Raw genomic sequence first — 25,856 nt, forward strand, 5'->3', positions numbered from 1 at the left:
ATCTTCCTGTGAGTCTCAATGGACTGATTTGGTTGTGACGGTTGATCGCGCAATGTCCCAACACACAGCGCAAACTTCCTTTACATTGGCACGAGGCAGGGCATCCCTGCCCTTCCTTAAACCGTTCCTCCGGGAACATTTCTTTCCGTTCTCATGACCACCACCCTCCAGCAGCGCTCCGGCGCTACCAGCTGGCAAGCCTTCTGCGAGTGGGTCACCTCCACCAACAACCGTCTGTACGTCGGTTGGTTCGGTGTGCTGATGATTCCCACCCTGCTGGCTGCCACCATCTGCTTCATCGTTGCCTTCGTCGCCGCACCTCCGGTCGACATTGACGGCATCCGTGAGCCTGTCGCTGGTTCTCTGATCTACGGCAACAACATCATCTCCGGTGCTGTTGTTCCGTCCTCCAACGCCATCGGCCTGCACTTCTACCCCATCTGGGAAGCTGCTTCCCTCGATGAGTGGCTGTACAACGGCGGCCCCTACCAGCTGGTTGTCTTCCACTTCCTGATCGGCATCTTCTGCTACATGGGCCGCGAGTGGGAACTCTCCTACCGCCTCGGCATGCGCCCCTGGATCTGCGTTGCCTACAGCGCTCCTGTGGCTGCTGCCTCCGCCGTGTTCCTGGTGTACCCCTTCGGTCAGGGTTCCTTCTCTGACGGCATGCCCCTGGGCATCTCTGGCACCTTCAACTTCATGCTGGTGTTCCAGGCCGAGCACAACATCCTGATGCACCCCTTCCACATGATGGGCGTCGCAGGTGTCTTCGGTGGATCCCTGTTCTCCGCCATGCACGGTTCACTGGTGACCTCATCCCTGGTGCGTGAAACCACCGAGACCGAGTCCCAGAACTACGGCTACAAGTTCGGCCAAGAGGAAGAGACCTACAACATCGTGGCTGCCCACGGTTACTTCGGTCGCCTGATCTTCCAATACGCATCCTTCAACAACAGCCGCAGCCTCCACTTCTTCCTGGCTGCCTGGCCGGTTGTGGGCATCTGGTTCACCGCCCTCGGCGTGTCCACCATGGCCTTCAACCTGAACGGTTTCAACTTCAACCAGTCCATCCTTGATGGTCAGGGCCGCGTCCTGAACACCTGGGCTGATGTGCTGAACCGCGCCAACCTCGGCATGGAAGTGATGCACGAGCGCAACGCTCACAACTTCCCCCTCGACCTGGCTGCCGCTGAGTCCACCCCTGTGGCTCTGCAGGCACCTGCAATCGGTTGATCTGGAATCAACCTGTTCGCTTTAGAACAGCAAAAACGATTCAGATCAACTGAATCGGAAAGCCCTCGCCTCACGGCGAGGGCTTTTTGTTGGTCTGCTCTCGGCGGCGCCATCACTCAGGGTTCACCACCGCCAGGCTTGCTCAGCCGCGATTCAGCTGGCTGCATCAAGCTCATCGAATGCTTCCTTCGTGGCCAGCAGAGCGTTGGTTGCAGCAGGAAAGCCACAGTAGGCAATCATCTGGGTGATGATTTCAAGAATCTCAGCTCGGCTGCTGCCTGTGTTGAGAGCACCTTTGACATGAACCTTGAGTTCTGGCAACGCAAACCCCTGGACTGTTAAAGCGGCAACAGTGCAAAGTTCGCGCGTTTTGTCGTCGACGACATCTCTTCGATAAAGCTCGCCAAAAGGAAACTCAACATTGACTTTGGCAAATTCAGGATAGATGTCATGAATAGCGCCTATCCACTTGTCAGCTGCATCTCCGAAGTGAGACCGCATTTCCTGCATGCCTTTGACGTATTGAGCGGACGACATGACTGTTCAAAAAGTTCTTCTTACCCATAGCAAGGCAGGGAAGAACACGATCTGTTCAACCGTTTGTAAACGAACACATCCATGGCTTCTGGTCACTCGTGGGGTGGCCAGCTGGTTGGGTTGACCTGTTTTTCTGAGTTTGTTGCTGCGTTCAGCGATTTCGCTACCACTGGAGAGCATCCAAATCCTGCGTCAATGACGTTTGGCGATATCTTCCGCATCATTATTGCTTTGTTTATCCCACCGCTCGGGGTGTTCACCCAGGTGGGCTTTACAGCTCCTTTTTGGATCAATCTTGTGATCTATTTATTCGCCGTTGGAGGATTGGGCTTTCCTTTACTTTTTGGTCTATGGCCAATTGCCGTCATTCATTCTATTTGGGTGATTCTTACTCGCAAATGATGATGTAGAAGGAAACGCAATTATTCACGGCTGCTGCGGTTGGGCCAGTTGTAAAACTCCTGGGTTTATTTTAGTGCTTTCATTGAAATCCTGGCTGGATTCCTCAAGTTGTTCAAGACTCTCTTTGATCATGTTGAGATCCTCGTCGAGAATGTCGATATCTGGCTCTCCTTTTGGTAAGACGGGCATGTCGCTGCCTTCAATAATTGAAATTGCAATGCGTTGAACTTTGATCTGAAAACTCAATCCAAGAGGGCGACCGATCTGGTTGTTGACCAATGTCTCAACTGCTTCAACCTGCTTAAAGCTTGGGGTGTCTGGGTCTGTTACCCGTACCACAATGTCGATGACCGATTTCTTTTCTGAGGGTGTCCAGACGAATTTGATGTCGTCGACGATCAGGGATTCGTCGTTACTTCCGAAGGTGAGTGTTTTGTTCTGTAGAAAGTCAACGACGGTCTCCTGAATTCTCTGGGTCAGGATTATTCGCTTGACGTCTTGGCGCATCAACTCGGATCCTTGGTAAAGAGGAATGGTGATGGCAATGACAAAGCCGATCGCCACGACAAGAGGGAGTTGTGTGCGGCGATTGTTGATGAGTGTGCTGCGGAAATAAGGCTCAAGGGTCGCCAACATCAGAATGCCTCCCACCAGAATTCCGAGAAGATTGGCGACGAAGAGCAGGCCCGCACCTGCGGCATCCTTGATGTCCCCTCCGGCAGCCATCAGCCCCATTGCACAGACCGGCGGGACAAGTGCAACAGCGATGGCTGTTCCTGCGAGTGAGCTCACCACGCTTTCTTTCAATTTGGCGTAGGTGGCCAGGGCTCCTGCGACGAGTGCGATGACCAGATCCAGAAGCGTCGGTGTCGCACGGCCAAGAATTTCTGGAGTGAAATATCCGTATCCAGACGCGCTGATCAATCCCCGCATTCCAGCGAGCAGTCCCATGAAAAGAGACAGGACTGTCGTGATCAGCACGGCCAGGCCCAGTGTTCGTAGGGCACGACCCAGCAACGGCCAGTCACCGATCAAGATGGCAAACACCCCTGTTCGCAGTGGCATGATCCACGGCGCGACCACCATGGCCCCGATCACAACTGCGGCGTTGTCAGCCAACAGTCCCATGGTGGCGATCAAACACGCCCCAAGGGTCAGGATCACAAAGGGTTGGTTGAGCTCGGCATCGGAGTCGTAACTGCGATGGAGCTCGTCCAGCCGTTGGCCTTTTTTGAGTCTGTGGCTCGGGTCGGGAACCGGAGTCATTCCCTGATCAATTGCGTCGCCCCACAATCACCGGGGGGACACCCCCGGCGTTGCCTGGCAGGGCCGGCACAACTTCTGTCTGCCCATCCCACTTATCAAGGAACAGTTTGAACAGAACCTGATCATCGAGGCTGCGATTGAGGGTCTCGTATCGGAGTGCTTCCTGTTCAGCAATCTTGACTTCGGTTTGTGCTCTCAACAGCTGCTGTTCTGCAATCTGTTTCTGCTCAATGGCAGCTCGATATTCCTCAGCAATCTGCAGGCCGGTGAGGTCAAGTCCGCGCACCTCCACGTAGTCGAACTTGTTGAGTTCGTCAGCCACTGTCCGCTCCACCAGCGCGGAAATGTCGTTCCACTCGGTGGCGATTGTCACTAGTTCGTACTGAGAGAAAACCGATTTCAGTGCCTTCAGAAGAGAGGGCTGAATGATGCGCGGGTAGATGTCGCGATCGTTGCTGGCGATCGTTCGGTAGATCCGTCCTGCCTCTCCTGGCCTGACCGCATATTTCACCGTTGCGGTCGCCTCAATGACTTGCAAATCCTTGGTGAGTGTTGCGAACTCCTCCGGTCTCACCTGGGTGCGCACGTCAAAGGGATAAACCGATTGAACGAAGGGAATTTTCAGATTCAGTCCTGGAAGTCGCGACCCGCCACTCACCTTGCCCAGGGTGGTGATGACCGCCACCTTCCCAGCCGGGACGATGAAGAGCGATTGTCCCAGCAGCAAGAGGGCGCTGAGGACCACCGCCACGAGGAGCACCAGACCATTGCCAGGGTCGTTGATCGGTCGAGGTGTCTGCATCGAAACGTTGGGTCATCCACCCAAATGATGTCGCGGCTGACACCGCATTGGTGTCGTTTCGTCTGTGGTGTCATCGCATCGAACCCTTCGCTACACCGAAGGAATCCAAAAACCTGGGGATGGCCCATCGAAGTGATCGTCGAAGCCACTGGTGCCAAATGGTTCTCGCGTTCGGTGTCGTGATCATGGCTGTCGTGCTGGTGCGTATGGATCTACGGCAGCAGTGAAACAACAGGATCAGAATGTTGTGTGCGGAGTACTGGGGTGCAGCGGATGGTGGCGATCGGGAACAACGGGCCTGGGAGAAGACAAAGCAATTCGTTGGAGTGTCTGAGCTGGATATGCTCAGTTTCTGCCGTTTCTACGGCGGTCAGTAGCGCAGCCTGGTTGAGTAAGAGTTGATGTCGTATCCAAAGCCGATTCGTGTTCCCTCGTCCGGTAACCCGTGGATTGATGGATTGACCGATGGTTATCGCTGGGGAACAACGAAAGATAATCCTGCGGTTGGTTACACCTTCATCAGCGATACAAGCGATCAACCCAAAGGAGAATTCGGTGGTTATCCCTCCTGGGGCTGGAGTGATCAAGAGCGCGAACTCATGGTCGATGCGATGGCAAGCATTGCCAAAGTTAGTGGGCTTGAGTTTGAGGATCGTGGAGATGATAACGATGACGATGTCGAGATATGGTTTTACAATATGGATAGTAAAAGCTCTGAAGGGAGCTATGGCTTTGCATACACTCCAGGAAGTGATTCTGATGAAGGATTAGTTGCTATCAATTGGTCTGCGTATCAAAATAATGATGGTAGTTTTAAACATTCAATCGCGCCTGGAAGTTTCTATGGCATTACGTTCTTACATGAGCTCTCCCATGCCGTCGGCCTGAAACATCCTCACGACAAAGGTTTAAGAGGACAGCCACGTTTTCCCGGCCTCAAAGCTTCGTCAGATCAGTACAAGGATGCTGGGGACTATGGCCAAAACGCTCACCCCTGGACGCAACTCAGTTACGTCGACAAGAAGGCTCAAAATGGTTTAGTGCCAGAGAAAATTGAGGGTTACGGCTTCCTGCAAATACCCGGTGCTCTTGATGTAGCTGCATTGCAATGGCTATACGGCATCAATGATAAGGCCGCAGGTAATGACAATGTTTATCGATTACCTCAGAGAAATGAGGAGGGCATTGGTTGGGAAAGTATCTGGGATACCGGTGGGATTGATCGTATTGATGGGTCAAGGTCCAAAAAACCTGTCAGGATTGATCTTCGCAATGCCACTCTTGATCAATCTGAAAGTGCCGGTGGCTATGTCAGCCGAGTGAAGGGTGTCTTCGGTGGGTTCACCATTGCCCACGACTGGGACGGTAAGACGCTCGAGTCAACCTCTGGCGGTTGCGTGATTGAAAATGCCACTGGAGGAAAAAAAGCGGACGTTTTGATTGGCAATGCCGCTAACAACACACTCAAAGGTGGCAGAGGCCAGGACATCCTTTTTGCAGGAGCTGGTCGCAAGAATCGTTCCATCGGTGGTAGTGACAATGATGAATTTTGGATCGATGCCGAGCCTGGGTCTTTTGTGAAGATCATGGACTTCCAGAAGGGCGACGATCAGCTGGTTTTTGATCAAGGCATTGACAGGGAAAATGTTGATTTACGTGCACATTCGAATCACACAAAGATTTATGTTGAAGATGCTCAGGTTGGTCTTGTGAAAAACGCCCAGATTGATGAACAAAGTCTGCTGTTCCGCGATTTCAGCACCACCATCGATCCATCCAGCGAGTTTTAACCCGATGTCCATGAGCTGATGTGGTTCACGGCCAACATCCTGGTTGATCGGTGGGTTGCAGACTGTGTTCAGGGAGTTTGACGTCATGGCGAAGGATGCGAAACAGCAGTCAGCCCGACGCCGTCGCCGGGCTTCAAATCAAGGCATTCCCTTGGAGCAGGTGTCCCCAGCGATCCTGACTGCCTCGCGCGATGTGGCCTACACGATCGAACAACTCGATCTTCAACCTCAGGCTGAAGAGGTGCTGAAGGCTGTGCTGGAGCGTGCGGAACATCTTGAAGAGCAGGCCAGTGGAATGACGATCCTTGACGAGTGATGGTTGCTCGAGTGGGGACCTCCAGCCACAACGTGTGAGGGTGGACGGATAACCGCTCCTGTGCTCCGGGCCGGAATGTGACATAGTGAACCTAAGCAGTAGGCCTGACGTCAGTCAGGTCAGGCAGCTGAAAGCCCATAACGGTCCAACTCGAGGTCATGAAAAAAAGTTCCAGAAAGTCACCCGATCGGGTGCAACAGCCGGCTGTTGCTGATCATCGTTGCAATGTCCGTCCTGCCAAACGCCATGTGCCCCAGTCCAAGTCAGGTCTTCCCTTGATCAGTTGGGAAGATGTTCTCGGACGACGGTGAATTCATGGTGAGCCCAGGAATGGTGACAATACGAACGGATCAAATGGCTCAACTGGTCTGATCCTTCCCACTCAACGTCCTCCCTTTTCACATGATGGATCCTCAGGAACTGTCAAACTGGAAGCTTCTTGCAGAAACAATGGAGGCGGATGGAGCCACCGATAGTTGGTTCTATCGACGTGCACGTGCCATTGCTGATGGCAAGCCAGACCCGATGCCCAAGATCAGTGACTTGATGCCCAACTCGGATGTTGACCACGGTTCTTGACTGGCGTATTCAGAGATGCTTCTGCGACTGAATGCATGCGCACTGTTGTTCATTGTTTTCATGGCTCCCGTCGCAGCTGGTGATGAAGGATGTTTACGCGATCAGCAATGGTCAGCTCGTTCGAGCTGAGGGCTTCTGAATCCAGACTGGGACCGCTGAGCAATGATCCACGTGATGTCTACGCACAGCCATTGTTCAAAGATTGAGTGATTGCGTTCTTATGTCAACGCTTCCGAAGCCAACAGAATTCAGCGATGCCGACGACAGTCAGGATATTGGCGATCTGAGGGAACAAGTTCGCTTGCTTCGCGAAGAGGTTGCCGCGATGCGTCAAGAACTTGATCAGCTTGCCAATCGGCAGAAGTGGTTCTACTGACAGGGCTTGGTTGCTCGCGATTCCAGGCTCAGCAGTCGTATTCCAGCTCTGCGCGTTGCTGACGTCGGTAACTGTCGCTGTCTCTCATCTGGGATTCGTCGTAGTCGAGAGCCTTGATGGAACAGGCTGAGGCACGGAAGGGTTGATGAACGCCGTCGTTGATGACGGCACCAATCGGTTGTGCTGAAGCAATGCTGATGGTCATCAGATCCATGCTGCAATTCCTACTTTTTAACCATGTGCTGAGCGTTTCACCAGGTCGCTGTCGCAGTTGATCGTCGCGATTTCGTCAGGAGTCACCAACATCAGTGGAACTTTGATGGTCACCTGAGCCATTACGGAAGAGTTCAAGACATATGTCTCATGGCACGCAGACTTCCGTTTCCCCAAGGGAACAGCAACAACCCAACCCTGGCAGCTTGGACAGCCGTGGTGTTTGCTTCCATCACAGGTTTGGTTCTTTGGGGTGTTGCCAATGCCTATCCCAGCCTCTGATCACCCACGAGGTGATGGCAATGCAGGAATGGACTGATGAATTCATCACCAATGCTCAGCGCGAGCTTGTGGCCTTGGTGAAGGACTGGAAATACGACTACGGAACAGACGACAGGGACTGTGCGGCCATGTTGCTCTGGATGGTGCTGAAACTTCATCCAGAAGCAGACATTGACGCAAGTCTGCTGAACCCTCGCGGCTTCGAGAATAAGAGCCACGTCGGTTGATTCAACGGGTTGATTGGATCAAAAAGTGCCTACCACGACGGATGGTGAGTCCATCGTTTGGTCGGCAGTCCAGCCTTTTCGAGATTTCTTATGTGTTCTTCTGCCTCCCATCGGTCAGGGAACTCCGTACAAATTCCGTCTGATACACAAACCAGATAACAGCCATTCTCTGATTTTAGGATCTCCGTCACAAAAGGAGGCTCTGAAAAGTTGCTTGTCATCGTTTATCGGTCGATAGCTTGATTATCTGATTTCTGATTTTTTGATTATGCATCACCTATCACCTAATTCCTGACGCCAAAACATTGAGCGGTTCGCCCAACTTAAAAGTGAATCATTTGAAACGTTTTAATCCTCTGGGTGGTTGTGAAATCAAACGTTGTGTCGTCTTTTTAGATCATCAAGGAATATCGATATTTTGTCGTTATTCAAAGGATTGATCAATTGTAACTTTGTAGCGGGATCTGGAGCTAATTTTAATCGACTTTAATCATGTTGGGCATTCCTTCAACTGAGGCAAACGTAACAATTGAAATCGCGGGCTTCGTTCCATTATTGATGATGTAGTGCGGTTCTTGTGGAGATCCCTCCAGAAAACCACTGTTCGCTTCAATGGTGTCAAAGACTTCGACTCCGTCGACAACCCGAATATTGGTGAGGGTTCCCTGTTGGAGATACACAACCACCGGCGAAGGATGTGTATGCAGTGGAATTTTTGCTCCGGGGTCGAGCGTGACTCGGTAAACGCGCATTTCAGGGGTACCCTTTGGATAAACGACTGTTCTGCCTCCAAGGGTTTTGTTGACACTTACGAGTTCCTCAATGATGGGATCCGGTGAGGCAAGTGCCGGACCTGGGAACAAGAACAGGAGCGATACCGTCGTAGCTCCAATGAGTTTTGAGATCATCGTATTTCTTCTCGATGCACTGTAGAGATCCTCTGAACAATACAGTGAATCTCTGGCGAGATCCATCACGATCAACCAAATGAGATTTTTTAAAGTTTCGCACTGTTACCCCTCAACCCCATGATTGGTTAATTCGGTGAACAAGAAAATTTTTTTGAGGAGACTATATTTCTTCGAGGAATTAATTCAGATGCAGGCAAACTGTTCTGATCGACATCCATAACTTCAGCTTAAAAGATCGGATCAGTCAACTCGTTGTTATCGAACCGGGTCGAATTAACGCAAAGCCTGGAGAGATCGGTGTGGTCAAAAATTCAGTTTGTTGCTTGTTAAGAGCATGTCCCTAAGGGAGTTGAGCTGGCTGAAAAAGGTTTAAAATACGTAGCCAGAACATTGGATTAGGTTAACAATAAAATGCATGTTGAATGTTAAATGTGTTTTGCGACCGTCAACCATTTTGGTCTGCCGAAGATCTGAACAGATCGGATGCTTTTTTCATATTGAGTGCCGCATTGCTTCCACTGGCGATCTGATTGAATTCAACACGTTCACCACTTGGGCCAGACATGAAGAAGCAATTCCATCCACCAAGATCCCCATCCGGTCCAAGATGATGTAAATCTTCTTTATTTAGGGAAACAAATTCCATGCCTTTGGCCTGCTCCAAGAGTTTTACAAAAAACTCCTTAGTATCGATATCCTCTGCCAGATTGAACGAAATGTGCTTACCACCAACGCCCTGTTTCATTGCATCGGTGCAAGGGTGTAAGTCGTGAGTTTTTCCAGACTCTTTATCGTAATACCTCAGTAATTCAACAGCTGTATTCCCAAATGAATAGAAGCAAACGTCCAATGCGTCTCCGCTTCCGAGCTGTGGTGCGGTTTCGACGTTACCATTCAAAATCGTTGTCCATTCTTCGCCAGTGATCCCCTTGATTTCAGCGACGAAAACGCCCCCAAGGATTTCACCATAGAATTTCTTTGAAATTTCCATGTCGTCAACATTGATGCCGACATGTTGGACGGCATCATGATTTAAGTAATTCCTGAGTGACATGGTCTACTGAATATGGTTTAATAATTTAGCGCCGCCGGTTTTCAAAAGCCGTTACTGGTGAACAATAATATGGTTAATCAACGTTGGCGGGCTAGAGGATTTGGTGAGAACAAATCGTTGTGTTCAGCATTAGGCAATACAGTTGAATGGGCCGAAAAGATAGATTAAGGCAGTTCATAAATGATCTGTTGTATGCAACTCATTGATGATATTTGAATTTGGGTTGATCGGTGTAATGAGATTAAATGGCATAATTATCTCATTCTGTGATGGTGAATCGTTCTTCGTTTCTTATCAAAATTGCGCCCTATTCCTTCGCTGATTGAGATTGTGCCTGGATTTGGGTCGGTGCGCTTGATGTCTTGATCAGTGGTTGGCGTACGATCGCTGATCGCTCTCATGGCTCATGAATTTCAAACTCTTGTCGTAAAGCTCTTGCATCCTGAATGCGCTGCTTTTGTGCCAAGCTTCTCAATCGCTGGTACAGCCATCGTTTGAGGCGAGGACTGTGAAGCCTGGCGTTGTCTTCCTCAAATGGTTGTGGTTCTCCAAACGGAATCTTCACTCAAAAACTTAAAGGAGTAATTATGGCGACTTTGGTCTGAACCTGTTGATCAATTGTTATTCGAGTTTCAGTGGAGTCACCCGTCCGACACCAATGCGTCCTTGACTGGCTGCTTCAATCAATATTGCAAACTCTTCAGTGGACAATGCTTTGTTGCCCTGCCGTTTCAACGTTGACCACTGAAAGTATGGCCTCTGAGTTGATGTGTTTTTAGCACTTGTCATCAATGCCTTGGCAACCGTCTTGGGCTCCTCTCCACGATGTTCGCTAACGAATACCACTGTGGCCAGTGTCGGTGACTTAGGGTCTCCGTAGGCAAGGGTAACGAGGTAGGTGAATGGTGGTTTGTCGCTCAAAAGCTTTGATCATCAGCTTCCCGAGGTTAGTTCTTCTTGACGGATCTGCCGCTCGATTCCTAACAGCCGTTGGGATGGATGGGTGTTGTCCACGCTGTCATGTTGCTTGTCGGTGTGGTTGCGTCTCGAATGTGTTGCCTTTCTGATTCTCTTCGGTAACACTGAATGTTGTCAGCAACAACACGACGAACGGGTTTGTGCTGGCCAAACGTTTTCTTCACCTAAGGCTTCTCGATGACTGATTCAGGCAAGCCCAGAGCTCTGAGCTATACGGAAATGATGAACGGTGGTCGTCAGCGGTTGGATCATGAGGCCTATGATAGAGAGCTGGATCTGCGCCATCGGGCTGATGAGCTGGAACGAAAGGTTGAGTTCCTCGAGAAAGCTCTCCAGTAACGTATTGCACCGCTCTCAGTACATCCCTGGCCAGATTTTGTGAATCAGGGACAAATCAAAACAGCTGAATTGTCTGATTTCCGAGGCCGACAAGTGATGTGTTGAATCAAGACAGTCCTGATCCATGACGGCTACCGGGAATGGGAATCACTGAGATGGTGGTCACATTTGGCTGGTCTGTCTTTCAGCTGTCTGATGGTTGTGCTCCTGGCAGGTTCGGAGCATTGATCAGGAGCCGGCGTGGTCTCCTTCTTCGAGGATGGAGAGGGAAACGTTTGTGTGTGGCTGCCGCAATTTGATCAAGTCTTGATACTCAGGAGCTTCGTAGGCAGCAATGGCAGCAGCCAAGGATTCAAATTCAATGATCACTGTGAGGTGGCCAGGATTCCCCTCGCGTACATCGGTGTTGAGATCTCGGCAGAGGAAACGAGCACCACATTTGGCCAGGTAGGGCTCGACAGCCTGCAGGTAGGGTCCCATGCCTGCGGGATTCGTGATGGATCCGGCAACATTCCAATAACCCTTCGCCATCGGATCAAACAAATTTAGGGGTATGTTCTCACAGCTGAACTTGATCTGACGTCCAGTGTCAATAGACGCACAGGCGCTGATTGATCGATCAGGAGCTGGGGCTGGCCCTCGCTCCGGCAATGGATGAGGGCCAGTTGCAGTCCAGCCACCGATGGGTTCTGGGGGCCACCGGCTGAGAGAACCGCAATGGTGCGTTTCCCTTTGATCACTTTGGCTCCGGAGTTGTTGTCAGCATCGATCAAATGTTGCTTGATGCCGCAAGAAAAGTGCCCGTGAGTGCAAACTCATCTTCGTGTCTCGGGTGCCGGATGACTTTTGTCCCCATGCGTCATGATTCAATGAACAAGTGGTCTGATGGTGCTGCAAGTTCCGCGTTGTCACCGCACCACACCACATCAGTCTCCCCATCAAGATCGAGACCTTGTGACGTGTCCTTGTCGTTATCGGTGCCTCTTTTGTGCTTCAGCAGATCATGGCACCGATGATGTTTGCCACCCGCATTAGTTGGTAGATTACAGTTATTTTTTTGATTATTATTTGCTCTGATTGTATGGTTCTCTGGCTTTAAAAGTTCAACATTTATTTTTAAATCCTTTTCCTTTACGCCGCTTGCCTGGGTGGCTTTGAAATATAAGTTGTGCTCAAGACATCGTTGAACAAGATCGTGCAGTTCTTTGTGATCGCAAGTGTTCTGTTCTTGTCGGTGTCTCCTGTCTTTGCTTAGAGTTTGCAGCAAAGGGTTCAGAAAGTCTGCGGCAATGATCCATATGTCTGCGCCAAGCCCGGTTTTGCCTCTGAAATGATGGGGATGTGCGAGGCGGTCTCTGTGGACGGCTTTCAGCTGGCTGAACTCAACCCCCTTATTCAAGGGTCTCGCGATGCAGCCTCTGAAGCGGACAGGTAGGTAATTCGGCGGGTTGTCGACTTTGCTGCAAATGATTGTGCTAATTATTGGAAAACAATCATTAAAAAGCCACAATAATTTTTATCAGTTTTACCACGGCAATCGCCGTTTAAATGATACACTTAAAAACGTTAGGATGATGCAAAGGTGACTGCATGGGCGAACTGCAGATGCGATTGCGGTTGAGTGCCAATCGGCAAGGCGAACCCGAGAGAGTTGGCTCTCTGCCGCTGAGGGGGCAAAGTTGAGTCGTGAGGAATAGCGCCACACGGGGTGGAAACAAGGACACACTCCCGGGATGCGTTTTTGGAACCCCTGCCTTCGGCGGGGGTTTTTGTGAATTGGTTGGGCTCAGGACCTGAGAGCGTTCTTGCCCATCAGAAAGGCCGCCCTTCCCTTTGGAAAGACGGCCTTGGGCGCTTGTTTTGAGCGTTTCCGACACCCCCCGTGATGACGGAACAGGGGGCATGCCGCATGCCATTGCTGGCGGATAGGCGAAGTGTCGGACTTTGCGGTGCCTGGGGCCATGACGTCCAGGTGTTGGGCTGGTCTCCTGCGGGGCACCTGGCAACGGTGCTGAGGAGAATCGACTGATCTGACGACCAGCAGTGTCGTCACAGACGAAAGCCCACGTTTGGGTGGAAACTGTTGGAACAGGGACCAAAAAGTCAGGCGACTTCTCGGTTTTGCTCAGGTGGAGTGTCGGCCGTCATGGGCACCTCCGATCTCGATGCCTCTACTTTCGGCAGGCCCGGTGCAGCTGGCAATCAGCTGTCGTGCTCATTGCCTTTTGGGTGGAAACGACCGAATGTGAAAGAGGCGTGCTTGGACCACGTCTGGTTGAAGTGGGATGGCGAACGTGCAGCAGGGCTGTGGCCATGCCCATGGGAGAGCGCCGCGAACGCATCTCCGAGGCTCCCATGCGGGGCAAGGGCAATGGACGATCTGATCAGGCCCCATGGGCTTGAGTCAGTAGCGTTAGCGATCTATCCAGACGGTCGCCCCTTGGCCCTGCTTCTTGTCGCCGCTGGATTTCTCGGCCTTCTATGGCTGACTCAAGTGCTTGTCAGGCGGAGCATGGACGATGGGAATCATGGATGAATTCCCTTTCTCTTTGATGATCTCGATTGTCAAGCCAACAGCAATCACATTGAAGCAAACCTGACTGTCTGTAAAAAGTAGGAACTTTGACGTTGCTCTATCGATTGATCGTTGTGATTGAAACACCATAAGGATCTTGTGATGACGAGTGTTCGAGGAGTGTTCGAGGAGTGTTACCAACGGGCTTAAAAAACAACATCCTTTGACCCTCGACCTGTCCTCCAGCTTCCTAGATAAAACACCGTCGACGGCTGAAATTCCGAGCCTTGTTATTCCTCTGATTCAAATGACATCCATTGAATTTCTTCTGAAGGATTGACAAGTCCTCACCCCTGGACATGGTGGTTGCCGTTCTGAGATGTGCACGCAATTCGTCATCAGGTTGAACCTTGTTGCGAAAGGCTTGAGATCTCCAGCCTGCATGGAGGGTGTCTGACTTCAGTGTTGGGGGTGAGGACAGTCATTGACTGATGTTTCGTGCGGCTGACCACTTGGTCAGTCAAACCTCGCCATTGCTGATGGGGAATGCATGTGAGGTTTTGTGCCCAGTTTGATCAGCACCGTCAAATTGCCCTGTCTTTCCCTTGCGGTATCCGTGAGTTTCAACCACTTGCGCCTGCAGCTTCGTCGCCCTGACGTCTTGCTGGTCTAACCATGGTTGTCCTTTCAGCCCTGGTCATTTTTATACAACCACTTTGTTTGTTTCCCCATTGTTTGTTTAATATCTACAAATCATTGCCCTCACCAGTGATTTGTCCGTGGTTAGCAAGTGGGGGTTCAATTGATTTTTATGGTGCGTTGTCTAAAAGTTCTGGGGCCTTGTGCGCTCTTGCTTGGCGTCGCCTTCGTCGATCCCGCCTCGAGTCGAGAAAAGTCGACAGCGCTGGAGCAGATTGTCCCTTCCGAAACTCGCTCCGATCGCAATTGGCAAGCGTTCTGGCGGCATCATCTTGGGGATTGGAGAGGACGCTGGACCCGCTATTCCCCCTCCGGCGAGGTCAAGGAGACCTTCTCTAGCTCACGTCTCTTTACGGCAAATGCAGCCCAAACAGAGGTTGTTCAAACCAACCACTACGAGTATTCAGATGGACGTTCGATTCGCAAAGAGTGGACATACAACATTGCTGATCACAGTCAAGCGGACGGATTTGCCCATCCCGCCAGCGAATCCATGCGTGGTTTTGCCCTCGAGAACGGCTCAGCGGCCTGGTTGATCCCCACTCTCCGTGCCAACGCATTCGCACCGTTTGAGCTCTTTCTCAAGCGCGGCGAGATTCGCCACAGCGTCGGAGTGCTCTACGGGAAGGATGGTGAACTGCTGCGAACCGCCAGCATCCGTGAGGAGCGTGGAACCCAGCCGGGAAAAAGCTGGAGCGCAACCGTGACCCAAGTGGAGCCCTGGAATCCTCTTGGTCGATGGATCGGAGAGCAGCGTCAGATCAACCCCGACCTTTCCCGCGTTCCCCTGCAACGCTCCGGTTGGCAGTGGATGGACAAGGACCAATCCAATCACTTCTTTCCGGATGGAATCATCCTGCGCTGTCCTGTACGCATTGTTCCAGGGCAGGCTTTCTCCATCCGAGTGATCTGGCTGGTTGGTGACGGTGAGCTGCAGACGATCACCGCTAACTACGACAGCAGGGCTCATTTCATGTCCGTGACCCACCAAGCCCTCATGCCAGACCGTTGATCATGGTCGTCCTGGCGCGAGGCATCCCAGGAAACGCATGGATACCAATACTGGCCGCCACCACGATCAAGGTTGGAGGATGGCAAACCAACGCCGATCAACCGAAGGTTGTTCAGGTCAAAACCAGATGCGCCAACAGCCCATGGGCAAAGGCTGTTTTGTGAACGTTTGTTTGGCTGGATTTATGAAAAACTCATGCATTGCTGATGACCAGATGGCCAGTTTTGACAAAACCACCCCCTTCATGTTGCTGGCGCGAATCCATGTCAAGCCAGGTTGTGTAGATGAGTATCTTGAACTTGCCCGTGTTACTGATGCAGCAGTTCAGGCTTCTGAACCTGGCATGGTTCATCACACATTTGATCAGGATCCGGACGATCCCCAAGCGTTTGTTTGGTCAGAGGTCTACGCCAATGATGAGGCGTTCAGCGCCCATGTCTCCAACCCTCCTGTTCAGGAGTACCTAAAGAAGCATGCCGAGTTTGGAGATAGTTTCAGTGTTGAGGTCTATGGCACTGTCGGCGATGAGTGTCGCAAGCTAATGGAGTCATTTGGCCTGCCGCTCAAAATTTTTGAAACCAGGCTCGGATACAGCAGGGTTTAAACAGGCTGAGGCTTACATCACAACACAATGCGCTCTGTGATAATGACTTGACATGCTTTCCTCTTGTGGCTGCCACCTACCTCAACAATGTCCGAGTGCGCTGCAAGGAGGGTTGCGAAGACAAGTTTATCGCAGAAACAAAGCAATGGGTTAACCCTGAGGGGATGTTGGATGCCTACTGGGCAAAGACAGGAGAGCGCAGCTACTGCTTTGTCGGTCTGTGGGAAAGCGAAGAGAAGCTGGTCGCTGCCCGTCCAGTCATGATTGAACATCTGAACAGGGTCCGTGAATTCTTTGAGGAGTTATCTCCAGATCTTGGTGTGACCGATCCAGTGTCGGGATCAGTGGTGACTCACAAGGCCTGATCCCATGCCAGGGGCGATGCTATGCAGCCCTTTGCATGGGCGCTCATTCTCAAGACCTCCGATTGACGAGGCCACAGCAGCCAGTCGGGTTTGATCAGATGATCTCTTTGCGCCCAGCTTTGATCTTTTCCTTGGCTGAAACGAGTCCATAGACAAGCAAACCGAGAAGGGCAACGTTCATGCCAACGAAGAACATCGTGTCCATGATTTTGTGGCGACTTGCCCCTTGATAGGGCGACGATGCAACCAGGACTATCCGTCAGAAGACTCATCTGGCTTTCGTCGATACAGGCTTGATGGTCGATGTCCGTTCAGATCTGAAGGGCATCACCTTGTTTGGGGATGCTCCCCGGCAATGACGATGTCATCAGGTTTCAAGACCAGCATGACGAGATGCTGTTCAACATGATCTGGAATTGAACGATCGGATCCAGCAATCCGACGTTGCAGTGCAGAAGATTCCACCCTCTTTTTCATGGCGCCAAAAGGCAGTGCTGAACTGCGATCTGGTCATCAAGATCCATGCTGGCCCTGTTCTTCGCTGCCAACGACAAAGGGCTTTAAAAGAGATCTCTGGGATTCATCAAATGGCCAAATGATGGACAGAGCCCGACAGCTGGCATAACCCTTGTCTCCTGCCTGAGCGATCGCGGGAAACGTTGTTCTGCTTCAGGAAATCAGTAGACGACTTGTGCAGTGGCCAAGGCGATCCCTGTTGCGACGAACTGCTGCATGCTCAGGTCGTTATCTCAGATACTCTTGAACTGAAGTGAATCCCCGAGACTGAAGCCGCCGTTGATCCTGTGGAACTGCGTTTGCAGGACGTGATGCTGCTCTTGCGTCAGTAAGGAGTCGATTTTGATGACTGTTCTGAGTTTTCTGAAGACCTTTCAACAGGTGTTGAAGCTGCAGCGTTGCCCTGTCCTTGATCCTGAAGAGCTGCTTCAACAACAGCAGCGCGAGAAGCTGTTGCGGTTGTACGGCAAGAAATGATCAAGGTCGAGCTTCGTGCAGCAAAGATTCCCAGTCTTCCCGGAATCATTGCTGACCACTACTGGCTGCTGGTGTTTCATACAGCTGAAGGCAGCCATCCTCATCGATGTGATCGATGGGAAGTGTGGCAACACGCTCACCAGAACGAATCCTGCTGGGGGCATCTTCACAAGAACCTCTTGACTCCCTATCAAGGCGTTGGAAATGGGCCATCTCGAGTCATTCAACAATGGATCGGTGAAGACGCTTGCTCGATCGTCGAAAAAGTTGAATCATCTCCGCAGATCTATCCATTTATTCATAAATATAGATACTGGCCGGGGCCGAACAGTAATACGTTTGCCCAGTGGATCGTCAGAGGCAAGATTGAACTCGGTATCAGGGCGATAGGCAGGAACTATCCAGTTCCTGTGACAATCACGGCGTCTTGAATGAATAAGGCAAAGCTCCATTATTTTGCGAATTTCTTTTTAAAATTCCAGTGTTCAATGTTGTCTGGCAGATCATTTCAGAACATGCTTCAGATGTGATTGATTGGAGTGTTGCCCGTTATCACCAGGTTATAAAAAATCCGCCATCGCCGACGGGGTTGCTTGTGTGATACCTCGTCGAGAGATTGAGATTGTGAATGAACTCCTCCCTGCTTGAAGCGATCAATGCTCTTCAGCCCAGTCGAGATGTCGATCTAGATGTGCAAATGCTGCCCCGATGTGTTGACGCTGGTGGTGGTTCTATAGCTATGAAACAAGGAGATGGATCGTTGAGATGGCTCTTCAGAAGCAGGATCGAATCAAACAGCTGGCGGCCAGCCTCAAGGGATCTCTGGATGGGGGTGTTGACGCCATCGCTGACAAGATCAGAACCGCTCAGGTGTTTGCCGAGGAGCAGTCAGATGCATTGGATCAGAAGAATCAGGCCTTGAAAGGCAGGCTCGCCGAATTTCTGAAGTCAGCCAAAAACACTGGAGATGATCTCCATGACGGCATCAACGAGCGTCTGTCCAGTTGGATTGCTGAGATCGATCAATCGCATTGAACCCCCCACGACCTCAGTCGTGCTGGTCTACGTCATCTCACAGGTGGTGAACAGCGTTCCCAACCTGTTTTCAGCATCGTCTCCCATGCCTCGATGGCGTTGTGCCGAAGCATCCATCGCCTCGACTGGGGGATTGGATAGTCGGGTGGTCGCCAATGAAACGTTCGCAGGATCACCCACTGGGCCGTCGTCGTCGATGTATCGGGTTTGAACTGAACAACCTTGTGCTGATCGGCGTTCACCAGCCAACCCTCACCCCCTGCCCTCACAGGTTGATCGTTGTGATCGGGGCGGAACCGGGGCATTGTTGAAGTCTGGCCAGCCATCTCGGATGGCATTGGTAGGGGTTACCCGCACCTGAATGAATTGAGCCCTTGCTTGGGGGAGTGAGCAGCGAGCAAGACCACCCGCATGGGTGATGGAAGCTGAGGCGATAAGGACGATGTTGTGGGAGAGGCAAAAGAGCCGAAATCCCTTAAATCACCTCAGGAGGTGAGCGACGTTGAAATTACTGAAATCCCACTTCCAAACACGTCAAAACCAAAAAGGGTCGAAGGGATTCACACTGATCGAAACGCTGATCGCTGGTGTTCTGCTGACCCTTGTGATGACTGCCGTTGGACGCATGAGCGTGTCGGCCATCGCGGGTAGCAGCAACCTGGCAGAACGTCGGAAAGTTGAGGAATCAATCGAAAACCATATCCAACTCGTCCAGCAAGCTGACTCCCTACTCACCTACGACCGCATCCCTCTTGCACACCGGGATGGCGACAACGGTCTCACCCGTGCTTGCAGAAAGCCAGCTGAATACCTGGCCACAGCTCTGGCTCAGCAAGGTGCCATGAACAATGGCAACTGGAGGTCTAACCCAGGAGCGAACAGCACCCAGTTATTTACAGCGTTTGATAACCCAGGAACGCGCGAAACTGATATCCAAACCAGCTACGAATTTGATGAAGACAGCGCCATCGTGACCGTCAAATACACCTTTGAAGCCCCTGAATCTAATATCGGAACAGAAAGCCGTTCCTTGGAGCTCAGCCCCAACTTCCAGAGTTATTGCACACCCTATGAAGCTCTGAACTCATGAGATGTAATGTCATGACAAGGTCAAAATGAGCGAAGGCTTCAGCCTCCTGTGCGGTTGAAGGACGTTAGCAACCATTCAATTATTGGTCCATCGTCGTTCAATGGCGATACTGATCGATGTGTTACTAAATGGGATGAAGGGGCGGGCACATGTGCCGTGCTATCCGATAGCGAGCGCGTTTCATGCCATCAACAGGCAAGCTTGGTTCTTTGTGGAAATAAGCAGTACATGAGAATGCTAGTTGCAATGGCAGAAATTATATTTTTAGCGCTCAGGACGGTATGACAGTGAGTCCTGTTGTTGATTCATGTGTCGGGAAGCCTGATGCTGCATGATTGAGCGTCTTAAAGTTATGCAAAGCACGCGCAGAAAAGGCGGGGAAGTTTTCTTGTGCCGATCGATCTCCCACAAAAATACAAATATCATGCCGTCAGTAATGGCGATATTCTTATGCGCTGAAAGGCCCTAATCAAAGTCATCTTATTGTGTGATCTGAATCACAGGGTAATACCCGTCGGTAAGTCAGTGTTGAAATGTAGATATTTCAAGTTCATCAATCTCTATCAAAGCCATGACGAAACACTCTCAGCAGATGCTTCCAGAAATGAATTTCGATCTCGATCTTAGCAAAAAAGGGCGAGGCACATATGACGATGGAGAATTTATATTTAAGCGTGGAGATGAGCCCTACAAAGGTAGTGCCGGGAAGCTTCGCCTAAAAAGTAGAAAGGGTGGGGATGCGGTTGTTGCCAAGCTTTATTCAGATCTTGACGGAAATGGTCGCTTCTCGAAAGACGAATTGATTTTCAGAGGATCGGCTTGGGGGGATGGTCTTCGTGATCGACTGGAAGGATCGTCAGGCAAGATCCGCTGGGATTACGATGATTGCACCCCATGTTTGCGAATGCCTTTCAATTCGCTGTCCATGAATCCCAGTGGATCCGAGAAAGTTGACTTCTTCAGTGTTGGAATGCCTGGAAGCACGCCTGATCCTGGCATCGTATTTGCTGATTCGCTTGATGTAGTGTGAAGCCTATAGATCACTACTACGTTGCATATTCACCCCGTCAGCAATGGCGGTGTTTTTGATGCGCTGATCGAATAACAATACCTAAAGCGTCACTGTCCTCCAATTCGATCATTGAAACTTAGCTAGAAATTCTCATCATGTATTAATCGTCATGGCAAAGGAGCGCGATCACGACCACAGTCATAACAATGACACCAAAGAACAGATTGCTGCTTATCAGGAATCACAGACGGACTCAAAGCAAGCTGACCAGTTGATTGACTTCATACTGGAGCCCAGCACAGCTATCGCCGCAATTTCCTCAGCAGTACTTTTTGGAGCACTTTTGCTTTCTGCTGCTTCTGCTAATTCTCAAGAGGTTAAGCCAATCGAAAGGACACAATCTGGATGCCCAGGCGGCTATCACATCGTGATGAGTGAGTGCAGGCCAATGAATGGAGCTAGGCCTGCAAGACAACAGAAAGACGGTCGATGTCCACCTGGATGGGGTACATCAATGGGGTATTGCTTGAAATTATCGTCTTGAGGCGGAAGGCCAACAAGGTGGTGAACAGGAACAAGATAGAAAAGGTGTATGTTGATTAAATCAGCAGCTTGATCAGTCCCGCCATCAATGGCGGGGTTTTTATTTCCTGAGCAAAGCGGGGAACACTTCAGGCAGTCACGTCTGACCAAAGACCCTTGGCGAACGCATGGTGTCAGAGATTTACTTGAAAAACGCCTGATACTGCATTTGTTTGGTGTTTTTACTCATAATGAATGCTAATTTGATAAAAGTATTTTTTGGTTTAATGAAATTTCTTGGTGAATGGATCCTGCAAACCTCAGACAAGCGAAAAATAAAAGGTTACATTGATGTCTCCGAAGAGCATGGACATGATGACACCATAAAATATTTTCAAGTCAACAAGAATGGTGCCCACAAGATATGGGGACAAAATAACTCGTCTAAGCGAGGACTTTTAGAGTATAAAAATTCTGCAAAAGCCAGCAAATTAGATGGTTGGAATAAAAAGACAAGCTCCGCGCTCCTTATGGCGGATATGATGCAATTAAATGAGTCGCTTGGAAATGCAATCCTAGATTCTGATTGCAATATTATATTTTATCCAAAAGAGCAATTTAAATCGCCTCAGAGTGTATATAGCCAGCACTCCTATTGGGAAGAGGATCTCTATTCGGTAACCCAGCTATCCAATGTCTACCCATCGGATAGCAATTTTATGGAGCTTTCTAATCTTTTTGACAGCAGCAATGCCGTCCCCACGGGGCAAATCACTTTTTTCTCTAAAGGTCAGTCAAGTTGTTAATTTCTTGATGGTTCGCTTGCGGCCCGTCCTGAGATAGATGTTCCCTAATACTCATGTGTTTTCAAATAAATTCTTTGTCGGCTCGTATTACAGTGATTTCTTAGTTCAGTTTGTGGATTGTCTATTGCCACACTTTTCGCTAACGGGGGTATTGGTTGAGCTGAGGGGTAACACTTCAGATAGTCACGTTTGACCCATGACCCTCGGAACCCGCATTGCCCTATTCCTGCTGAATGAACTTGTCTCACCGCTGAGGGCTAATGATCCTGACACCTTCTAGCGATGGCTATGTGGCGGGGTCCAGGACCTCGGTAAGCCAGCCGTGGAAGAGCTACTGCTGGATTGGATTGCCCCGTTTCTGACTGAAGCGGAGAAAGACAGGCTGATTGCTTGGCACTTGGGGGTGAGCCTTTGTGGTTCATGTAGGTAAGTGATCTGAACTTTCGATGAGAGTCTCCTCTCCCGCCCAATTTCTGGAACCCAATCCATTTCCAATAAGTGGCGCTCCGCCAGTTGCGACAACAACGTCAGCGAAGACGCAGGCGGTGATTGTGATCATCCAGCTTCCGTCGCCCACCCCATTGTTTTCTGCCAGGCAGGAGCCCAGAGCTAAAATTGATGAGGCGTCCTGATAGTTTTTGGCCAGTATCAACGGAAACTTCAGAACTGGAACTGGCTGTCGGATCAGCAAGGGCATGACTGGGATGCGAAACCAAAGCCCTTGAAGGGCGTTTCTGCCAAGCCTGGCAATGAGCTGACGATTTCATTAGAGGAGCTGAAAGAGAAAAGCAATTCTGATTTCGATGTTCCAAATCAAGGGACCGCACCAAGTTTCTAACTCGCCTCAGGAGCCCACCCCATCTCTTTCTGCCAGGTCGGCGCCCAAAGCTTGCACTTCTAAGTGAGGTGATCGCCTTGCGCCAGTTGCTTCTGGCGGATGGTGCAGCCGAGAAGGGTGTCGCAGTGCTGATCCACTCCGTAGCTGAAGTGTTGGCACGTCATGCAACCAACACGCAGGGCAGAGGCAGGCACCAGACCAGCCCCCTATGTGACGATTGCAGATGTGGATGCAGCAGCTAAGGGCGCACTCGCAAATTTTTTTTTGGGTTTGAAATTAGACAGGAAGGCGATCTGACCACATGCTGCATAGGCAATCAATTGGACAGCTATTGTTGATCAAAATTTTTCTAAGCAGTGGCAATTTCCTCGCAAATGCAAGCCAGGCTTGATCGGATTGATGCATTGATAAGCAGCGGCTACACACTTGAACGAAAGTGGGGCTATTACCCGGATTTGAAGAAATCCTCCGGAGAGTCGGTAAACATCTTTGGTGGACTTTTCTCTTTGTCAGGTCCAGCGGGATTTTCATGGATTGCGTTCTTCTTTCCCTGGGCGGTCTGCGCTCAAATCAAAGAGTGGTCGTTTTTTTATTTTGTTGCAGTATTCAGTTTTTTTTCGACAGCTTTAAGCATTTGGTTGGGCACTAATACGAATGTTGCATCGTTTTTAACTTGCTTCTTTTACGCCAGTATGTATCCATACCTTCGCTATTTAGCGGCAATGGGAAATGTGAAAGAGTATTCAAAAGCTGCTTCTATAGTGATTGGAATGCTGTTGTGGATACTCGCTATTGTTCCATCATTGATCCTTGCCTTCATATCTGCCGCTTACTTCTAAGATCATGAGCGATGTCGATGTTTTGTTGTCAACTGCTCTGTGCCACATGGAATACCACCTGATGGCTGATCTTGCTATGAACTCGTAGGCGTCCATGATCCACAATGTCAGAAGAGCAACTCAAAGCCTTTCTAGAGAAGGTTAAAGCTGACACCAGCCTTCAGGAAAACCTCAATTGAGCTGCAGATATAGATGCTGTTCTGGAGATTGCGAAAGAAGCTGGAATTGCAATAACCGCAGAAGATATTCAATTAAGGCAATCGGCAACGGTACAATTGTCAGACGAGGAGCTGGAAAGTGCAGCTGGCGGAGTTTGGGGAGATACGGGTAGCTGCTTCTTGTGCACTTCTTTCTGTTAATAACCCTTCTGGTCTTGTTACAATGATATTACAACGCCTAATTGTAGCCTACGCCCTCAAAGCCCTTGCATTGAAAGGGGCTTTTTATTGCTTCAATAAATCCCATTAAACGGTAAATCTTCGTCGCTTGTTGTAGAGCTTTTTGATTGATAGCTAAGGAACAGGTTTAATTGGGCAATTCGGATAGTCTAATAGCACAATCTTAACCCCTTCATTCCACATAACTTTTTCAAATTCTTCTTCTGGCGCTTTTCTACTTCTAATTTCTCTTTCAGCAAATACCTTTGGTGTTATTTCACCCGTATCCCTTAGGTCACAAAGGAGTGTGTACCCACTAAGCGCAGAATAGAAGAACCCACTTCCAAAGCAAGCTTCCATTGCTGCTTTAGAGGTACCACAGGGTTTCGTTATCTCCTCAGGCGTCTTAGAAGCCTGAACTGGTGCTGTTGAAAGAAAGAGTGCACCGATGAGTGGAATGAGTTTCATAGGGTTTTATGTTGGGTAGATTCAAAGAACTGGGACATAGCGGGTCTTTTGTTTAAGGCTCATGACTGCTACATCTCTATGCCCTTGTAGATAGCAGCGTCTGGATAGAGAGATTTGTGTGTGGCACAGAAGTCAGCTGCGAATTGATTCACTTGTTTAGCAAACTCACTAGAGTCTTTAAGAAGCTGTTCTTGGGTACTCTCAGGCACAATCCACCCACCGATAGACTCTACAGTCTTGCAATCAAGAATACTAAGAGAGGGCATACGCAGATCCCATCTAATATCACTACCTGAATAGATAAAAGCGACTGCAAATTCAGACCCTTTTCCCAGAAACTTGTAAGAGGCAAATTGTTTTTTATCATCCCAATGGAATGCACCTCGATGCCAAGTTTGAGTTACATCTTGTTTCGATAATTGTGCATTCACAGGAACGTCAAGGGCTGAAAGAAGTAATGCACCGATGAGTAGAGCAGTTCTAAGTATTGACCTCATAAAAATGACGTAATTTTGTGAAGCCTATTATCGAGTGTGCTTGGGCGTAGAACAATTCTATAGCAGGGTTTCTGTATTTGCAGATCAGATACAGACAGGGCTGGCTAATCAGAGCTAGAGATGAAACATCCATGCAGCCCTCAGGATGCCTCGCGTCACAACTGCACTTGCTGCTGCCTTAGCGCTGTTCTTGCCGATAGGACGTCCGTTGCTGGTTGGGCTGACACCTGCTGTTGGAATTAGTACAGGGTTGCTGTCAACTCAGATAGCCTATGCACAAAGTGCTGGCGCTTTTTTCGATTCAGGTGTCGCAAAATCGGACCGTGGAGATTTGCAAGGTGCCATTTCTGATTACACAAAAGCAATTGAGTACGACCCGAATTATGCTCTGTTCTATAACAATCGTGGAGCTGCCAGGGAGAGATGAAAGGATTATCAAGGAGCTATTACTGATTATGCAAAGGCAATTGAAATCGATCCTGGTGACGCTTATGCTTACAGCAACCGTGGCAGTCCCAAGTATGAATTAAAAGATCTGCAAGGAGCTATTGTTGATTATACAAAAGCAATTGAACTCCAATCCGAATCTTTTATTGCCTCTCAGTCTTACACCAACCGCGGCATTGTATTAGAAGAATTAGGTAATCTGAAAGACGCCTGCAGGGATTGGTGAAAAGCAGCAGAGCTTGGGGATACGGACGCTGCTAGATGGGTAAGAGATCAGTGCTGACATCTGACGCTGTCTGATTTCGACTCTTTCAAGGCATTCCCCGTCAGCAATGGCGGGGTTTTTGATTGCCTGAGCAGAGCGGATAACACTCATGGCATTCACATCTGATTCATGCCCACGAAACCCTCCCCTAGCTGCTCATGCTCGCT

37 protein-coding genes and 2 pseudogenes are annotated in these 25,856 nt (G+C 50.0%); 25 read left to right on the plus strand and 14 right to left on the minus strand.

Features of this window, described 5'->3' with window-relative positions; genetic code table 11:
- Positions 1-153 precede the first annotated feature (153 nt).
- Positions 154-1,233, plus strand: a complete 1,080-nt coding sequence (psbA, locus tag KR100_RS03965; protein WP_038543017.1) for a photosystem II q(b) protein — start codon at positions 154-156, stop codon at positions 1,231-1,233.
- A gap of 153 nt (positions 1,234-1,386) precedes the next feature.
- Here psbA and KR100_RS03970 read toward each other — a convergent pair whose 3' ends face one another.
- Positions 1,387-1,770: a carboxymuconolactone decarboxylase family protein gene (locus tag KR100_RS03970; protein ID WP_038543374.1), complete on the minus strand. Its 384-nt coding sequence runs from the start codon at positions 1,768-1,770 to the stop codon at positions 1,387-1,389.
- A gap of 81 nt (positions 1,771-1,851) precedes the next feature.
- On the opposite strand from KR100_RS03970, the gene KR100_RS16690 reads away from it, so the two are divergent.
- On the plus strand, positions 1,852-2,172 hold the full coding sequence (locus tag KR100_RS16690) for a YqaE/Pmp3 family membrane protein (protein ID WP_239420399.1): 321 nt from the start codon (positions 1,852-1,854) through the stop codon (positions 2,170-2,172).
- 24 nt (positions 2,173-2,196) lie between these two features.
- Here KR100_RS16690 and KR100_RS03980 read toward each other — a convergent pair whose 3' ends face one another.
- The gene (locus tag KR100_RS03980; RefSeq protein WP_369793836.1) at positions 2,197-3,258 is read right to left on the minus strand and encodes a DUF389 domain-containing protein; all 1,062 of its coding nucleotides are present in this window, start codon (positions 3,256-3,258) and stop codon (positions 2,197-2,199) included.
- Here KR100_RS03980 and KR100_RS16695 point away from each other — a divergent pair.
- Positions 3,209-3,370 carry a hypothetical protein gene (locus KR100_RS16695; protein WP_239420473.1) on the plus strand — a complete coding sequence of 54 codons (162 nt, stop codon included), beginning with the start codon at positions 3,209-3,211 and terminating at the stop codon, positions 3,368-3,370. The genes KR100_RS03980 and KR100_RS16695 overlap by 50 nt on opposite strands.
- 75 nt (positions 3,371-3,445) lie before the next feature.
- On the opposite strand, the gene KR100_RS03985 is transcribed toward KR100_RS16695, so the two are convergent.
- A complete protein-coding gene (locus KR100_RS03985; RefSeq protein WP_038543377.1) occupies positions 3,446-4,240 on the minus strand; it encodes a prohibitin family protein in 795 nt (264 codons plus the stop codon).
- A gap of 50 nt (positions 4,241-4,290) precedes the next feature.
- Here KR100_RS03985 and KR100_RS15610 point away from each other — a divergent pair, with 50 nt between their 5' ends.
- The 4 genes from KR100_RS15610 (at position 4,291) to KR100_RS15615 (ending at position 7,301) form a co-directional block, all read left to right on the plus strand.
- A complete protein-coding gene (locus KR100_RS15610) occupies positions 4,291-4,467 on the plus strand; it encodes a hypothetical protein (protein ID WP_156097898.1) in 177 nt (58 codons plus the stop codon).
- A gap of 174 nt (positions 4,468-4,641) precedes the next feature.
- A complete protein-coding gene (locus KR100_RS03995; RefSeq protein WP_081858858.1) occupies positions 4,642-6,030 on the plus strand; it encodes a M10 family metallopeptidase C-terminal domain-containing protein in 1,389 nt (462 codons plus the stop codon).
- Positions 6,031-6,115: 85 nt separating this feature from the next.
- Entirely contained in the window at positions 6,116-6,346 is a 231-nt protein-coding gene (locus tag KR100_RS04000) for a hypothetical protein (protein ID WP_038547879.1), read from the plus strand.
- 799 nt (positions 6,347-7,145) lie between these two features.
- Positions 7,146-7,301 (plus strand): hypothetical protein, encoded by a 156-nt coding sequence (locus tag KR100_RS15615; RefSeq protein ID WP_156097899.1) that lies wholly within the window; start codon positions 7,146-7,148, stop codon positions 7,299-7,301.
- 28 nt (positions 7,302-7,329) lie between these two features.
- Here KR100_RS15615 and KR100_RS16465 read toward each other — a convergent pair whose 3' ends face one another.
- Positions 7,330-7,506: a hypothetical protein gene (locus tag KR100_RS16465; protein ID WP_204207775.1), complete on the minus strand. Its 177-nt coding sequence runs from the start codon at positions 7,504-7,506 to the stop codon at positions 7,330-7,332.
- A gap of 158 nt (positions 7,507-7,664) precedes the next feature.
- On the opposite strand from KR100_RS16465, the gene KR100_RS16885 reads away from it, so the two are divergent.
- On the plus strand, positions 7,665-7,796 hold the full coding sequence (locus KR100_RS16885; RefSeq protein WP_255347492.1) for a hypothetical protein: 132 nt from the start codon (positions 7,665-7,667) through the stop codon (positions 7,794-7,796).
- A 20-nt stretch (positions 7,797-7,816) separates the two neighbouring features.
- Positions 7,817-8,023, plus strand: coding sequence for a hypothetical protein (locus tag KR100_RS04010; protein ID WP_038543384.1), 207 nt, complete (start codon positions 7,817-7,819; stop codon positions 8,021-8,023).
- A 476-nt stretch (positions 8,024-8,499) separates the two neighbouring features.
- Here the strand turns inward: KR100_RS04010 and KR100_RS04015 are convergent, their stop codons facing one another.
- The 3 genes from KR100_RS04015 to KR100_RS14805 form a co-directional block, all read right to left on the minus strand.
- On the minus strand, positions 8,500-8,997 hold the full coding sequence (locus KR100_RS04015) for a cupin domain-containing protein (RefSeq protein ID WP_239420400.1): 498 nt from the start codon (positions 8,995-8,997) through the stop codon (positions 8,500-8,502).
- 382 nt (positions 8,998-9,379) lie between these two features.
- Positions 9,380-9,988: a VOC family protein gene (locus tag KR100_RS04020; protein ID WP_038543388.1), complete on the minus strand. Its 609-nt coding sequence runs from the start codon at positions 9,986-9,988 to the stop codon at positions 9,380-9,382.
- Between the two features lie 621 nt (positions 9,989-10,609).
- On the minus strand, positions 10,610-10,909 hold the full coding sequence (locus tag KR100_RS14805) for a hypothetical protein (protein WP_071839836.1): 300 nt from the start codon (positions 10,907-10,909) through the stop codon (positions 10,610-10,612).
- Positions 10,910-11,143: 234 nt separating this feature from the next.
- Here KR100_RS14805 and KR100_RS16470 point away from each other — a divergent pair, with 234 nt between their 5' ends.
- Complete coding sequence (locus KR100_RS16470; protein ID WP_204207776.1) at positions 11,144-11,305, plus strand: hypothetical protein; 162 nt, start codon at positions 11,144-11,146, stop codon at positions 11,303-11,305.
- Between the two features lie 228 nt (positions 11,306-11,533).
- Here the strand turns inward: KR100_RS16470 and KR100_RS04025 are convergent, their stop codons facing one another.
- Both KR100_RS04025 and KR100_RS04035 read right to left on the minus strand, forming a co-directional pair.
- Positions 11,534-11,836, minus strand: coding sequence for a DUF1330 domain-containing protein (locus KR100_RS04025; protein ID WP_038547882.1), 303 nt, complete (start codon positions 11,834-11,836; stop codon positions 11,534-11,536).
- A 328-nt stretch (positions 11,837-12,164) separates the two neighbouring features.
- Positions 12,165-12,704 carry a hypothetical protein gene (locus KR100_RS04035; protein ID WP_038543393.1) on the minus strand — a complete coding sequence of 180 codons (540 nt, stop codon included), beginning with the start codon at positions 12,702-12,704 and terminating at the stop codon, positions 12,165-12,167.
- A gap of 812 nt (positions 12,705-13,516) precedes the next feature.
- Here KR100_RS04035 and KR100_RS04040 point away from each other — a divergent pair.
- The 7 genes from KR100_RS04040 to KR100_RS04060 all read left to right on the plus strand — a co-directional run bounded on the left by KR100_RS04040 (position 13,517) and on the right by KR100_RS04060 (position 18,528).
- Positions 13,517-13,708, plus strand: coding sequence for a hypothetical protein (locus KR100_RS04040; protein WP_038543395.1), 192 nt, complete (start codon positions 13,517-13,519; stop codon positions 13,706-13,708).
- A gap of 962 nt (positions 13,709-14,670) precedes the next feature.
- On the plus strand, positions 14,671-15,531 hold the full coding sequence (locus KR100_RS04045; RefSeq protein WP_051847311.1) for a DUF3598 family protein: 861 nt from the start codon (positions 14,671-14,673) through the stop codon (positions 15,529-15,531).
- Positions 15,532-15,745: 214 nt separating this feature from the next.
- Positions 15,746-16,135: a putative quinol monooxygenase gene (locus KR100_RS04050; protein WP_038547888.1), complete on the plus strand. Its 390-nt coding sequence runs from the start codon at positions 15,746-15,748 to the stop codon at positions 16,133-16,135.
- 65 nt (positions 16,136-16,200) lie between these two features.
- On the plus strand, positions 16,201-16,500 hold the full coding sequence (locus KR100_RS04055) for a hypothetical protein (RefSeq protein ID WP_038543398.1): 300 nt from the start codon (positions 16,201-16,203) through the stop codon (positions 16,498-16,500).
- An 861-nt stretch (positions 16,501-17,361) separates the two neighbouring features.
- Positions 17,362-17,493 (plus strand): hypothetical protein, encoded by a 132-nt coding sequence (locus KR100_RS16890; protein ID WP_255347493.1) that lies wholly within the window; start codon positions 17,362-17,364, stop codon positions 17,491-17,493.
- A complete protein-coding gene (locus tag KR100_RS14810; protein ID WP_071839838.1) occupies positions 17,490-17,924 on the plus strand; it encodes a DUF3750 domain-containing protein in 435 nt (144 codons plus the stop codon). Before KR100_RS16890 ends, KR100_RS14810 begins: the two co-directional genes overlap by 4 nt.
- Positions 17,925-18,258: 334 nt before the next feature.
- The gene (locus tag KR100_RS04060) at positions 18,259-18,528 is read left to right on the plus strand and encodes a hypothetical protein (protein WP_038543400.1); all 270 of its coding nucleotides are present in this window, start codon (positions 18,259-18,261) and stop codon (positions 18,526-18,528) included.
- A 32-nt stretch (positions 18,529-18,560) separates the two neighbouring features.
- Here KR100_RS04060 and KR100_RS04065 read toward each other — a convergent pair whose 3' ends face one another.
- Positions 18,561-18,833, minus strand: coding sequence for a DUF1651 domain-containing protein (locus tag KR100_RS04065; RefSeq protein ID WP_038543403.1), 273 nt, complete (start codon positions 18,831-18,833; stop codon positions 18,561-18,563).
- Positions 18,834-19,030: 197 nt separating this feature from the next.
- Between KR100_RS04065 and KR100_RS04070 the strand changes: the two genes are divergently transcribed.
- The 4 genes from KR100_RS04070 (at position 19,031) to KR100_RS04080 (ending at position 21,958) form a co-directional block, all read left to right on the plus strand.
- The gene (locus tag KR100_RS04070; RefSeq protein WP_038543404.1) at positions 19,031-19,618 is read left to right on the plus strand and encodes a prepilin-type N-terminal cleavage/methylation domain-containing protein; all 588 of its coding nucleotides are present in this window, start codon (positions 19,031-19,033) and stop codon (positions 19,616-19,618) included.
- Between the two features lie 571 nt (positions 19,619-20,189).
- Positions 20,190-20,648 (plus strand): hypothetical protein, encoded by a 459-nt coding sequence (locus tag KR100_RS04075; protein ID WP_038543407.1) that lies wholly within the window; start codon positions 20,190-20,192, stop codon positions 20,646-20,648.
- A gap of 151 nt (positions 20,649-20,799) precedes the next feature.
- Positions 20,800-21,174, plus strand: coding sequence for a hypothetical protein (locus tag KR100_RS15620; RefSeq protein WP_156097900.1), 375 nt, complete (start codon positions 20,800-20,802; stop codon positions 21,172-21,174).
- Positions 21,175-21,388: 214 nt separating this feature from the next.
- Complete coding sequence (locus KR100_RS04080; RefSeq protein ID WP_156097901.1) at positions 21,389-21,958, plus strand: hypothetical protein; 570 nt, start codon at positions 21,389-21,391, stop codon at positions 21,956-21,958.
- A 418-nt stretch (positions 21,959-22,376) separates the two neighbouring features.
- Here KR100_RS04080 and KR100_RS15625 read toward each other — a convergent pair whose 3' ends face one another.
- Both KR100_RS15625 and KR100_RS16895 read right to left on the minus strand, forming a co-directional pair.
- Complete coding sequence (locus tag KR100_RS15625; protein ID WP_038543411.1) at positions 22,377-22,655, minus strand: hypothetical protein; 279 nt, start codon at positions 22,653-22,655, stop codon at positions 22,377-22,379.
- Positions 22,656-22,855: 200 nt separating this feature from the next.
- Complete coding sequence (locus KR100_RS16895) at positions 22,856-22,990, minus strand: hypothetical protein (protein WP_255347508.1); 135 nt, start codon at positions 22,988-22,990, stop codon at positions 22,856-22,858.
- Between the two features lie 162 nt (positions 22,991-23,152).
- Here KR100_RS16895 and KR100_RS04090 point away from each other — a divergent pair, with 162 nt between their 5' ends.
- Both KR100_RS04090 and KR100_RS14825 read left to right on the plus strand, forming a co-directional pair.
- On the plus strand, positions 23,153-23,635 hold the full coding sequence (locus KR100_RS04090) for a hypothetical protein (protein ID WP_156097902.1): 483 nt from the start codon (positions 23,153-23,155) through the stop codon (positions 23,633-23,635).
- Between the two features lie 104 nt (positions 23,636-23,739).
- Positions 23,740-23,994: pseudogene (locus KR100_RS14825) on the plus strand (Nif11-like leader peptide family natural product precursor).
- A gap of 153 nt (positions 23,995-24,147) precedes the next feature.
- On the opposite strand, the gene KR100_RS15630 reads toward KR100_RS14825, so the two are convergent.
- Together KR100_RS15630 and KR100_RS04095 are read right to left on the minus strand one after the other, a co-directional pair.
- A complete protein-coding gene (locus tag KR100_RS15630) occupies positions 24,148-24,480 on the minus strand; it encodes a hypothetical protein (RefSeq protein ID WP_156097903.1) in 333 nt (110 codons plus the stop codon).
- A gap of 68 nt (positions 24,481-24,548) precedes the next feature.
- Positions 24,549-24,977, minus strand: coding sequence for a hypothetical protein (locus KR100_RS04095; protein ID WP_156097904.1), 429 nt, complete (start codon positions 24,975-24,977; stop codon positions 24,549-24,551).
- A 145-nt stretch (positions 24,978-25,122) separates the two neighbouring features.
- Here KR100_RS04095 and KR100_RS16700 point away from each other — a divergent pair, with 145 nt between their 5' ends.
- Both KR100_RS16700 and KR100_RS16705 read left to right on the plus strand, forming a co-directional pair.
- Complete coding sequence (locus tag KR100_RS16700; RefSeq protein WP_071839839.1) at positions 25,123-25,404, plus strand: tetratricopeptide repeat protein; 282 nt, start codon at positions 25,123-25,125, stop codon at positions 25,402-25,404.
- A 15-nt stretch (positions 25,405-25,419) separates the two neighbouring features.
- A pseudogene (locus tag KR100_RS16705) lies at positions 25,420-25,650 on the plus strand (hypothetical protein); the annotation flags it as partial.
- Between the last annotated feature and the right edge of the window lie 206 nt (positions 25,651-25,856).

Source organism: Synechococcus sp. KORDI-100, assembly GCF_000737535.1.
Taxonomy (GTDB): domain Bacteria; phylum Cyanobacteriota; class Cyanobacteriia; order PCC-6307; family Cyanobiaceae; genus Parasynechococcus.

Bases quoted from the DNA above. Each gene is read 5' to 3' on its own strand.
- psbA (WP_038543017.1), top strand. From the start codon at position 154: ATGACCACCACCCTCCAGCAGCGCTCCGGCGCTACCAGCTGGCAAGCC.
- KR100_RS03970 (WP_038543374.1), bottom strand. From the start codon at position 1,770: ATGTCGTCCGCTCAATACGTCAAAGGCATGCAGGAAATGCGGTCTCAC.
- KR100_RS16690 (WP_239420399.1), top strand. From the start codon at position 1,852: ATGGCTTCTGGTCACTCGTGGGGTGGCCAGCTGGTTGGGTTGACCTGT.
- KR100_RS16695 (WP_239420473.1), top strand. From the start codon at position 3,209: ATGGCAAACACCCCTGTTCGCAGTGGCATGATCCACGGCGCGACCACC.
- KR100_RS03980 (WP_369793836.1), bottom strand. From the start codon at position 3,258: ATGGTGGTCGCGCCGTGGATCATGCCACTGCGAACAGGGGTGTTTGCC.
- KR100_RS03985 (WP_038543377.1), bottom strand. From the start codon at position 4,240: ATGCAGACACCTCGACCGATCAACGACCCTGGCAATGGTCTGGTGCTC.
- KR100_RS03995 (WP_081858858.1), top strand. From the start codon at position 4,642: ATGTCGTATCCAAAGCCGATTCGTGTTCCCTCGTCCGGTAACCCGTGG.
- KR100_RS04000 (WP_038547879.1), top strand. From the start codon at position 6,116: ATGGCGAAGGATGCGAAACAGCAGTCAGCCCGACGCCGTCGCCGGGCT.
- KR100_RS15615 (WP_156097899.1), top strand. From the start codon at position 7,146: ATGTCAACGCTTCCGAAGCCAACAGAATTCAGCGATGCCGACGACAGT.
- KR100_RS16465 (WP_204207775.1), bottom strand. From the start codon at position 7,506: ATGACCATCAGCATTGCTTCAGCACAACCGATTGGTGCCGTCATCAAC.
- KR100_RS16885 (WP_255347492.1), top strand. From the start codon at position 7,665: ATGGCACGCAGACTTCCGTTTCCCCAAGGGAACAGCAACAACCCAACC.
- KR100_RS04010 (WP_038543384.1), top strand. From the start codon at position 7,817: ATGCAGGAATGGACTGATGAATTCATCACCAATGCTCAGCGCGAGCTT.
- KR100_RS04015 (WP_239420400.1), bottom strand. From the start codon at position 8,997: ATGGATCTCGCCAGAGATTCACTGTATTGTTCAGAGGATCTCTACAGT.
- KR100_RS04020 (WP_038543388.1), bottom strand. From the start codon at position 9,988: ATGTCACTCAGGAATTACTTAAATCATGATGCCGTCCAACATGTCGGC.
- KR100_RS16470 (WP_204207776.1), top strand. From the start codon at position 11,144: ATGACTGATTCAGGCAAGCCCAGAGCTCTGAGCTATACGGAAATGATG.
- KR100_RS04025 (WP_038547882.1), bottom strand. From the start codon at position 11,836: ATGGCGAAGGGTTATTGGAATGTTGCCGGATCCATCACGAATCCCGCA.
- KR100_RS04050 (WP_038547888.1), top strand. From the start codon at position 15,746: ATGGCCAGTTTTGACAAAACCACCCCCTTCATGTTGCTGGCGCGAATC.
- KR100_RS16890 (WP_255347493.1), top strand. From the start codon at position 17,362: ATGACTGTTCTGAGTTTTCTGAAGACCTTTCAACAGGTGTTGAAGCTG.
- KR100_RS14810 (WP_071839838.1), top strand. From the start codon at position 17,490: ATGATCAAGGTCGAGCTTCGTGCAGCAAAGATTCCCAGTCTTCCCGGA.
- KR100_RS04060 (WP_038543400.1), top strand. From the start codon at position 18,259: ATGGCTCTTCAGAAGCAGGATCGAATCAAACAGCTGGCGGCCAGCCTC.
- KR100_RS04065 (WP_038543403.1), bottom strand. From the start codon at position 18,833: ATGCCCCGGTTCCGCCCCGATCACAACGATCAACCTGTGAGGGCAGGG.
- KR100_RS04075 (WP_038543407.1), top strand. From the start codon at position 20,190: ATGACGAAACACTCTCAGCAGATGCTTCCAGAAATGAATTTCGATCTC.
- KR100_RS15620 (WP_156097900.1), top strand. From the start codon at position 20,800: ATGGCAAAGGAGCGCGATCACGACCACAGTCATAACAATGACACCAAA.
- KR100_RS15625 (WP_038543411.1), bottom strand. From the start codon at position 22,655: ATGCCCTTGCTGATCCGACAGCCAGTTCCAGTTCTGAAGTTTCCGTTG.
- KR100_RS15630 (WP_156097903.1), bottom strand. From the start codon at position 24,480: ATGAAACTCATTCCACTCATCGGTGCACTCTTTCTTTCAACAGCACCA.
- KR100_RS04095 (WP_156097904.1), bottom strand. From the start codon at position 24,977: ATGAGGTCAATACTTAGAACTGCTCTACTCATCGGTGCATTACTTCTT.
- KR100_RS16700 (WP_071839839.1), top strand. From the start codon at position 25,123: ATGCCTCGCGTCACAACTGCACTTGCTGCTGCCTTAGCGCTGTTCTTG.